Genomic DNA, 8,017 nt, shown 5'->3' on the forward strand with positions numbered 1-8,017 from the left:
CCCGTTTACGGGCCGCCGGTAACAGAAATGCAGATGTCAGACCGTACATGCGCCTGCTAGGGCGCGGCTGGTAAGAAAGCCTTACAGGCGCATAAGAGGAACCACCGGCTATGCCGGTGGGGCCCCTTTTCACCGGGCAAGGAGGGGAGAGGCCCGGACGTGGTGCAAAGATGCTGCCGCAGGGCCGGGCTTTTACTGCGCGTTTTCCCTGCCCAGCACCCTGTTGAAAAATTCCTGCAGGATGGAAACGAGCCTTGCGTGTATGGCGTCGCGCGTTTCCGGCTCTACGCTGTTGCAGAGGGAGGCAAGGGGGCCTGCCGGATCGGAGGCCGGGCAGGGAGCCTGAAGTGAGGGAGCGTCGGCATGCTTGAGAAGCAGGTACTCCGGCTTGTGGCCCAACATGTCCACAAAGCGTTCCGCCTGCTCTTCGGGCCTGTTCCAGGCATCGTTTTCCGCGCCTATGAACAGGGAAGGCAGGTTCACGGCGGCCAGGCTTTCTTTACTGAAAAGCATGGAAAAACCGGGAGAGACGAAGACCATGGCCTTGAAGCGGGCATCGGCCACAGGGGTATTGTGGGAAAGGGGCGGCAGGAGAGGCAGGGCCACCGGGGGCGTGGGCAGCGCGTCGGATTTCGCAAGGCGCAGCTGGCGCTGATGACTGCGCGCCACGGAATCTGACAGACGGCGGAAAAGCTGCCGGTGCGCTTCCATGGCGGTGTGCATCATGACGGTTTTTTCTTCCCGTTCGAGGGAGCGATGTTTCATGCTGGCGACAAGCTCGTCCATCCGGCTGGAAAGAAAGGGCGCGCACCACGGACTGTCGGAGGGGCGGAGCAGGGCGCGCACCTCAGGGGAAAGGTCTTCCTCGGCATAGGCAGGCGTGACCAGAAAATTCTGCAGGAACGTGTCGGAAGTCTTTTTTTCCGCCATCGGTTTGGGCGGCACGGCCTGCGGCAGCGATATGGGCGGCACGGAGCCGTCGGGCCGGACGTCCCGCTCTACAGCCTCTGGCAGGCTTTCCTCCTGAGGTCCGGCTGTTTCCGGAGCGGCCACGGGACCGGGTTCCGGCAGGAGCGGATTTTCCTTTTTTTGGCAGAACGAAGGCCATGCGCCTGGCGTAAGTTCGCCTCCGGCAAGCAGAAGCCCGGCGGACGCGGGCATGCCGAAGCCCAGAAACGCTATGCGCGAGCGGTCGGCCTCTTTGCCGATCTGGGCGTGTTCCAGCACAAGATCCAGCGCCGTCCTGAGCTGAAGGGCGCGCACGGGAAGTTCCCGGTCGGAGAAAAGCAGGGCCATATCTTCGCCGTTGTCGTGGTCGTGCGTGGGCGCGGCCACGATAAAGCCCCGCGCAGCCAGGGCCGCCGCTATGTCGTGATGCGTCCAGGCCGAACCCGTGACGTCGTGGGAGAGAATGATGACCGGCCATGGCCCCTGCATGACGGGCGCGTTGCGCGCGGCGCGGAAAGTCCAGTCCCCTACCTTCACGTTGCCCGCCCGGCGGCGCGTGGGGTACCACACTCCCATGTGTATCATGAGGCGCTGCGCGGGCAGGCTGGAAGAGAGGGTACGGTATCCGGCGTAGATGTTCTGTTTGTTCTGCCTTGCCTCGGCACAGGGGAGCAGAAGGGCCAGGGAAAGCGCGAAAACAAAGAGCGCGTGAAAGAAAGCGAGCGGTCGGAAAGTGTGAAAAAAAGGAAAATGCGCGGCCATATCAGCGCCTTGACTTCGAGGGATGCTCCGAGTCTTTGGATTTTTCCCGGAAAGGTGCGGCCGGGCTGTGTCTGAAGGCCGGAGCCACCGGCATCTTCAGGCGGCATACCTGAAAAGGCCCGGCCCCGGCCTCCGGCTAGTCTTCGGGGGTTTCGCGCGGGGCGGCGAAATCCACGGCCGCACCGCTTTCAATTTTTGGTTCGGCAGACTTGACCTCATTCCAGAGCTCATCCTTTTCATCGAGGCTGAGCGCCTTGAAATCGAGCCCGCGTTCCCGGGCCAGGGCTTCCATGGCGTCGAAACGGGCGCGGAAACGGTTTGCGGCGAAGTCCACGGCCGCTCCGGCCTTCACGCCCATGCGACGGCCGAGCTCCACAAGGGTGAAGATCATGTCGCCGAGCTCATGTTCCTTCGCCTCGTCGCTCCCGGAGGCGCGGGCGTCCAGAAGTTCCAGCCATTCCGCCTCCACCTGACGTTCCACTTCCTCGTCGTCCTCCCAGGTAAAGCCGGTTCCGGCGGCCTTGGCATGCAGGCGGTAGGCCTTGGTAAGGGGCGGCAGGCCGGAAGGCACGGAAGAAAGCGTGCCCTTGGGTTCTCCGGCTTCTTTTTCCTTTTCCGCCTTCTTGATGGCGGCCCAGTTCTTCATGAGCTGGTCGATGCTCTCGCAGCCGACGTCCCCGAACACATGGGGGTGGCGGCGCGTCATCTTGTCCGCTCCCATTTTCAGGGCGTCGCCCAGGGAGAACTGTCCGGCAAGCTCGAAGCGCCGCGCCATGAGCAGGAGGACGAAAAGCAGGTCCCCCATTTCATCACAGGCATGGCCGGGTTTACCGGAGCGGACGGCGTCCACAAGTTCGTGACATTCCTCGATGAGATATTCGCACATGGAAAGGGGCGTCTGCTCCCTGTCCCAAGGGCAGCCTTTTTCCGGGTCGATAAGCTGATTGACGACATTCTGGAAGCGAAGAAGCTGTTCCTGCTCGTTCATGATGGACTCCTGGAATAAAGAGCGCGGCGCGCTCGCAATTACATGGGGGGAAGGTGCAGATCAAGGGAACCGGCAAGGGCCTGGATGAAGCGCATGAGCGGGGGAAGAATCTGCGATTCCCTTACCACAGGTACGTTGGGGAGCAGGCGCACGGCTATGTAGCCGATGACGCCTGCAAAAAGGATGCCTTTGGCAAGGCCCGCCACAAGGCCGAGCATGCGGTCGATGCCGCCTGCGAAGGCGGATTCCAGCATGCGGTGCAGGGCATGAGCCGCAAGCCCCACAGCCAGTATGCCTGCCAGGAAAAGGAGGGCCATGGCAAGCATGGGCGCAAATCCGGGGGAAACTCCGTACTGGGAGAGCAGGGGCGCGAACTGGGCGCTGAAGGCCCGGGCGAGCAGGATGCCCGCCGCTACGCCGAGCAGCCCGGCCACTTCCTGGACAAGCCCCCGGATCAGACCTTTGACGCTGAAAAAGAGCAGGATGATCAGAAGGGCGGTATCAAGCAGGTTGATTTGAAGCATAGGACCTCAGGGTACTGCAAAAAAAGGTGTGGCGGTATTGTAGAGGAACATGCGTGGGTGTCAAGGAAAAGCGGTCAGGCCTCAGGTGGGCCGCATCGGAAAAAAACGGAGGCACATGCAGGAGCTGGAAAAGGCTGCGGGCCGGGCCTTTTTCCACATGCTTGCATAAAGAGCAAAAAGGGGAGAATCTGTCTTTTGCCCGTCGACTTTTTCCGCCGGGAGCTCACCGTCGCAGATAAGGAGAACATGCCATGAAAGAAACACTGCAGGATATTAAAACCCGCCGCAGCTGCCGTAAGTTCCAGCCCGGCCAGATCAGCGAGGAGCAGTTGCAGGCCATTCTCGAAGCCGGTACCTGGGCGGCTACCGGCCGGGGTGCCCAGTCCCCCGTCATGGTGGTGGTGCAGGACAAGGAAACCATCGCCAAGCTGTCGAAAATGAACGCCGCCGTTCTCGGCGTCACGAGCGATCCGTTCTACGGCGCGCCTACGGTAGTCATAGTGCTGGCCGACAAGTCATACCCCACTTACAAGGAAGACGGCTCCCTGGTCATGGGCAACCTCATGCTCGCCGCCCATGCCGTGGGCGTTGCTTCCTGCTGGATACACCGTGCCCGCGAAGTGTTCAACAGCGCGGAAGGCAGGGCCATGTTGAAAAGCTGGGGTATTGAGGGCGACTATGAGGGCGTGGGCCACTGTGTGCTGGGCTATGCCGCCGAGCAGGGTGAAGCCCCGGCCAAGCCCCGTAAGGAGCACTACGTCATTCGCGTATAGTTCAAGCTTTACATGAACTTTTTCCCGGCAAGGAGCGTTTGATCCGCTCTCTTTGCCGGGAATTCAGGTCGTGAAAAGCCCGGCAAGTTTTCCCCGTCCTGTGCTTGTCGGGCATGTTTCCCGAAAGAGGACGGTCAGCTGCGGGGCGGCCGGAGAGACGAATTTCCTTCCTTTGGGGAAGGTATGTGCGGGACCTGCGGCCGCCGGGCTGCAGGCAGGAAAGATGGAGTCAGGCATGGGCGAAACACGCATAGGCACGGTAGGTATCGTGGTGGACGATCCTGAAGTCACCGGCAGGATCAATGCCATTCTTCATGAATATGCCGATATCATTGTCGGCAGGCTGGGCATCCCCTACCGAAGCCGGGGCGTTTCCATCATCGCGCTTGCCGTGGACGGCAGCATGGACGCCATTTCCGGTATGACGGGAAAGATTGGCAAACTTCAGGGCGTGTCGGTCAAGGCCGCCATTTCCCGGCGGTGAAGCATGAACATGCAGGATTGCCTTGCCGTACTTGATCTGTTGAATGAAGGCCGTCTGCCCGAAGAGGGCGCGATTGCCTCTTTTATTGACGCCTGCGCGCCTGAGGCCTTTGCCGGTCCCGTGCCGGAGGATATGGCGGAACTGGAGGCCGGATATGTGGCCGAAGCCGGGCTTCCTGCCGCCGCACCCTATGTACCGGGGGATGCGCTGCCCGAAGAGGAAGCGGCAGCGCTTCGCTCTACGCTTTTTGAACGTGCCCGGGAAAAGGCACGGGAGCACTTCGGCAACAGGATCTATATCCGCGGCCTTATCGAAATTTCCAACATCTGCCGCCGGAACTGCCGCTACTGCGGCATACGGGCTTCCAACACCCGTGCGGAACGCTACCGCATGTCTCCTGCGGAGATACTCGCGTGCTGTGCCCACGGCTATGCGCTCGGCTTCCGCACCTTCGTGCTGCAGGGCGGGGAAGATATATGGTTCACCGACGAACGCCTTGCCGGTATCGTGGGGAGCATCAAGGCTTCCTGGCCCGACTGCGCCGTCACGCTTTCCGTGGGGGAGAGACCGCTTGAATCGTACCGCCTTCTCCGCCGCGCCGGAGCCGACCGTTTCCTTCTGCGGCATGAAACGGCAAATCCCGCGCATTACGCCAGGCTGCATCCGGCAGCGCAGTCCTGGAAGCATCGTATGGCCTGCCTTGAGGATCTGAAGGCGTGCGGATATCAGACCGGGGCGGGCTTCATGGTAGGTTCCCCTTGGCAGAGTACGGCATATCTTGAAGAAGACGTGCGTTTTCTCCACCGTTTCCAGCCGGAAATGGTGGGTATAGGCCCCTTTATTCCCCATGCCGATACCCCTTTCGCCCGTTTTCCCGCAGGGAGTGTGGAAAGGACGCTGGTCATGGTGGCCATAGTTCGTCTGCTTCTGCCCTTTGCCATGCTTCCTTCCACTACGGCGCTGGGTACGGCGGCAGGCAACGGGCGGGAACGCGGCATCCTTGCCGGAGCCAATGTGCTCATGCCCAACCTTTCCCCCAGAGAGGCCCGTGCCCGTTACCGCCTGTACGACAACAAGCTGTCCGAGGGGGCGGAATGTGCCGATAACGTGGCGGAGCTGAAGGAGCGTATCCGGGCCATAGGTTACGAGATTGTGGTCGACAGGGGTGATTTCTTCCGGGGAGAGGAGCTCCCCGCCGAGGGACCGGCCCCTTCATGAAGAAGCGCCGCGCAGCGTCATGGTTTTATGAGGAGAATGTTTCATGGCCGATACCATTAACGACACCCCCCGTTCCGGCCGCCTGCACATAGGTGTTTACGGCAGGCGAAACGCGGGCAAGTCTTCCCTTGTCAACGCAATCACCGGCCATGAGACGGCCATTGTTTCCGAAACTGCCGGAACCACTACCGACCCCGTGTACAAATCCATGGAGATTCACGGGCTCGGCCCCTGTGTACTCATTGATACGGCCGGTTTTGACGACGTGGGCCCCATGGGGGAACTGCGCGTGGAAAAAACGCGTCTTGCCCTGGAGAAAACGGACATTGCTTTGCTTGTGGTTGCCGACGAAGGAGAGCTCTCCCGGGAAAAGGAATGGGTGGCCGCCTTCAGGGCGGGGAAGAAGCCGTTCCTTATCGTGCTCAATAAAAGCGACAAGCTGGACGAGGAGGGGCTCAGGGCCCGCTCCGCCTTTGTCGCCCGGGAACTCGGGAGCGAACCTGTGGCGGTGAGCGCGGCGGGGAGGCTCTATCTGGACGGCCTGCGCGAGGCCATGCTGCGCATGGTTCCGGCAGACTGGGGCAGGATGGAGATCACCGGGAAGTTGTGCGGGGAAGGCGATATCGTCATGCTGATCATGCCGCAGGACATACAGGCCCCGCAGGGGCGGCTTATCCTGCCTCAGGTTCAGGTGACACGGGAACTTCTGGATAAGAAGTGCATCGTCGCAAGCTGCACGGCCGACAAGATAGAGCGCACACTGGAGGCACTTTCCCGCCCGCCGCATCTCATCATCACCGATTCCCAGGTCTTCGGGGAGGTCTGGAAGCTTAAGCCGGAAGAGAGTATGCTCACTTCCTTTTCCATCCTCATGGCGGGATACAAAGGAGATATCGAGGAATTCATTAAAGGCGCGGAAGCCATTGACCGCCTTACCCCTCATTCCCGCGTGCTTATTGCCGAGGCGTGCACCCATGCCCCCCTGGCCGAAGACATAGGCCGGGAAAAAATTCCCCGCCGCCTGCGCGCCCGCTTCGGCGAAAGCCTGGATATCACCATGGTGAGCGGTACGGATTTCCCTTCCGACCTTACGCCTTATGATCTCATTATCCATTGCGGGGCGTGTATGTTCAACCGTACCTACATGATGTCGCGTGTGAAAAAAGCCAGGGAGCAGGGCGTGCCCATGTGCAATTACGGTGTGGCGCTGGCCAAGCTCACCGGTATCCTCGATAAGGTAGAACACGCCTGACCGGGCATGGCCCGGTTCCGGGGCGTTTTGGAGCGCATCTTTGCTTCCTTTCCGGGCGGACTTCCGGCCTCTGAAGGGAAAGCCCGTCTTTTCCCGAAAAAGAAGGCAGAAAATGCTTGCCTTTTGAAGGCGGTACGGCTATAGTCCCTTTCGTTGTCGGGATGTGGCTCAGTTTGGTAGAGTACAGCGTTCGGGACGCTGGGGTCGCTGGTTCAAATCCTGCCATCCCGACCATTTTATAAAAGTTTAAAGCCGCATAAGGAATCATAACTCCTTATGCGGCTTTACTTTTATCCGCTATCTTTCCTTTTATGTTGTCCTATGGAGCTCCTATACATGGCACCGAAAAGGTGTCATTTTTGGTGCTATATTTTCTATTTTTCCGGCAATACAAGAGTATATGGCGCCATGGACAGGGTGCTTATTGACTGATACGGCCTTGCGGGAACTGCATCGGAGGGCAAAGGGGGATGAAAAAGTTCCCATGAAGTCCGATGGCCGAGGCCTCAACTTTCAGGACGGAAAGTATTGACGGCTATCCTATCGTTCTGCCGGAAAGGCAAAGCGGTTGCCGGATATCCCGAGTAACATCACATGCTGCCGACGGCTGTTCCGCTGCATGCTTTCAGCCTCCGACCAAAGGATCGGGGGCTGTGTGCCACCAGACTCTGTGATGCGGCGGAGGCGGCGGGCGATGTCCTCTGCGGGGGGCCGGTTTGTGGTGGTCATGCGGAGGGGGCGGCACGACACAACCGGACAACGACGTCGCAGCCGTACCGATGCTCAGGAGGACTGCAAGATTTCGGAGAAAGGTGCGCCTGTCCATGGCATTACCTCGAGAAGGGAACATGTTGTTTTCAGTGCCTCTTTTCTCGACTTGGCATAACTGAGGATGGTGTCAATCATCGGGTGGCCTCGACGAGGTACCCGGGGATAAAAGACGCGGACAAATACACCGGCGCCTGTGATACAAAGGGCGGGCTCCGGAGGAGACTTTTCTGTGAGGCTGCATATCATCCATCGTACCTAGATAGTGTTTACACGAGATTTGAGTTATAAGAAGCGCAT

7 protein-coding genes and 1 tRNA gene are annotated in these 8,017 nt (G+C 60.0%); 5 read left to right on the forward strand and 3 right to left on the reverse strand.

What is annotated here, in order from left to right; all coding sequences use genetic code 11:
* Window positions 1-192: 192 nt before the first annotated feature.
* The 3 genes from K8W16_RS11485 to K8W16_RS11495 form a co-directional block, all read right to left on the reverse strand.
* Entirely contained in the window at window positions 193-1,710 is a 1,518-nt protein-coding gene (locus K8W16_RS11485; protein ID WP_304123952.1) for a dienelactone hydrolase family protein, read from the reverse strand.
* A gap of 136 nt (window positions 1,711-1,846) precedes the next feature.
* Window positions 1,847-2,698, reverse strand: coding sequence for a nucleoside triphosphate pyrophosphohydrolase (mazG, locus tag K8W16_RS11490; protein ID WP_304123955.1), 852 nt, complete (start codon window positions 2,696-2,698; stop codon window positions 1,847-1,849).
* Between the two features lie 38 nt (window positions 2,699-2,736).
* On the reverse strand, window positions 2,737-3,222 hold the full coding sequence (locus K8W16_RS11495; RefSeq protein WP_304123958.1) for a CvpA family protein: 486 nt from the start codon (window positions 3,220-3,222) through the stop codon (window positions 2,737-2,739).
* Between the two features lie 251 nt (window positions 3,223-3,473).
* Here K8W16_RS11495 and K8W16_RS11500 point away from each other — a divergent pair, with 251 nt between their 5' ends.
* The 5 genes from K8W16_RS11500 to K8W16_RS11520 all read left to right on the forward strand — a co-directional run bounded on the left by K8W16_RS11500 (window position 3,474) and on the right by K8W16_RS11520 (window position 7,183).
* On the forward strand, window positions 3,474-3,995 hold the full coding sequence (locus K8W16_RS11500) for a nitroreductase (protein WP_304123960.1): 522 nt from the start codon (window positions 3,474-3,476) through the stop codon (window positions 3,993-3,995).
* A 235-nt stretch (window positions 3,996-4,230) separates the two neighbouring features.
* Window positions 4,231-4,479: a TM1266 family iron-only hydrogenase system putative regulator gene (locus K8W16_RS11505; protein WP_304123964.1), complete on the forward strand. Its 249-nt coding sequence runs from the start codon at window positions 4,231-4,233 to the stop codon at window positions 4,477-4,479.
* A gap of 3 nt (window positions 4,480-4,482) precedes the next feature.
* Window positions 4,483-5,697: a [FeFe] hydrogenase H-cluster radical SAM maturase HydE gene (hydE, locus tag K8W16_RS11510; RefSeq protein ID WP_304123967.1), complete on the forward strand. Its 1,215-nt coding sequence runs from the start codon at window positions 4,483-4,485 to the stop codon at window positions 5,695-5,697.
* Between the two features lie 43 nt (window positions 5,698-5,740).
* Complete coding sequence (gene hydF, locus K8W16_RS11515; protein WP_304123970.1) at window positions 5,741-6,949, forward strand: [FeFe] hydrogenase H-cluster maturation GTPase HydF; 1,209 nt, start codon at window positions 5,741-5,743, stop codon at window positions 6,947-6,949.
* A gap of 157 nt (window positions 6,950-7,106) precedes the next feature.
* Window positions 7,107-7,183 (forward strand) — tRNA-Pro (locus K8W16_RS11520).
* The last annotated feature ends 834 nt before the right edge of the window (window positions 7,184-8,017 follow it).

The sequence above is a fragment of the Mailhella massiliensis genome (assembly GCF_020741395.1).
Lineage (GTDB): Bacteria > Desulfobacterota > Desulfovibrionia > Desulfovibrionales > Desulfovibrionaceae > Mailhella > Mailhella massiliensis_A.

Bases quoted from the DNA above. Each gene is read 5' to 3' on its own strand.
- mazG (WP_304123955.1), bottom strand. From the start codon at position 2,698: ATGAACGAGCAGGAACAGCTTCTTCGCTTCCAGAATGTCGTCAATCAG.
- hydE (WP_304123967.1), top strand. From the start codon at position 4,483: ATGAACATGCAGGATTGCCTTGCCGTACTTGATCTGTTGAATGAAGGC.
- K8W16_RS11495 (WP_304123958.1), bottom strand. From the start codon at position 3,222: ATGCTTCAAATCAACCTGCTTGATACCGCCCTTCTGATCATCCTGCTC.
- K8W16_RS11485 (WP_304123952.1), bottom strand. From the start codon at position 1,710: ATGGCCGCGCATTTTCCTTTTTTTCACACTTTCCGACCGCTCGCTTTC.
- K8W16_RS11500 (WP_304123960.1), top strand. From the start codon at position 3,474: ATGAAAGAAACACTGCAGGATATTAAAACCCGCCGCAGCTGCCGTAAG.
- K8W16_RS11505 (WP_304123964.1), top strand. From the start codon at position 4,231: ATGGGCGAAACACGCATAGGCACGGTAGGTATCGTGGTGGACGATCCT.
- hydF (WP_304123970.1), top strand. From the start codon at position 5,741: ATGGCCGATACCATTAACGACACCCCCCGTTCCGGCCGCCTGCACATA.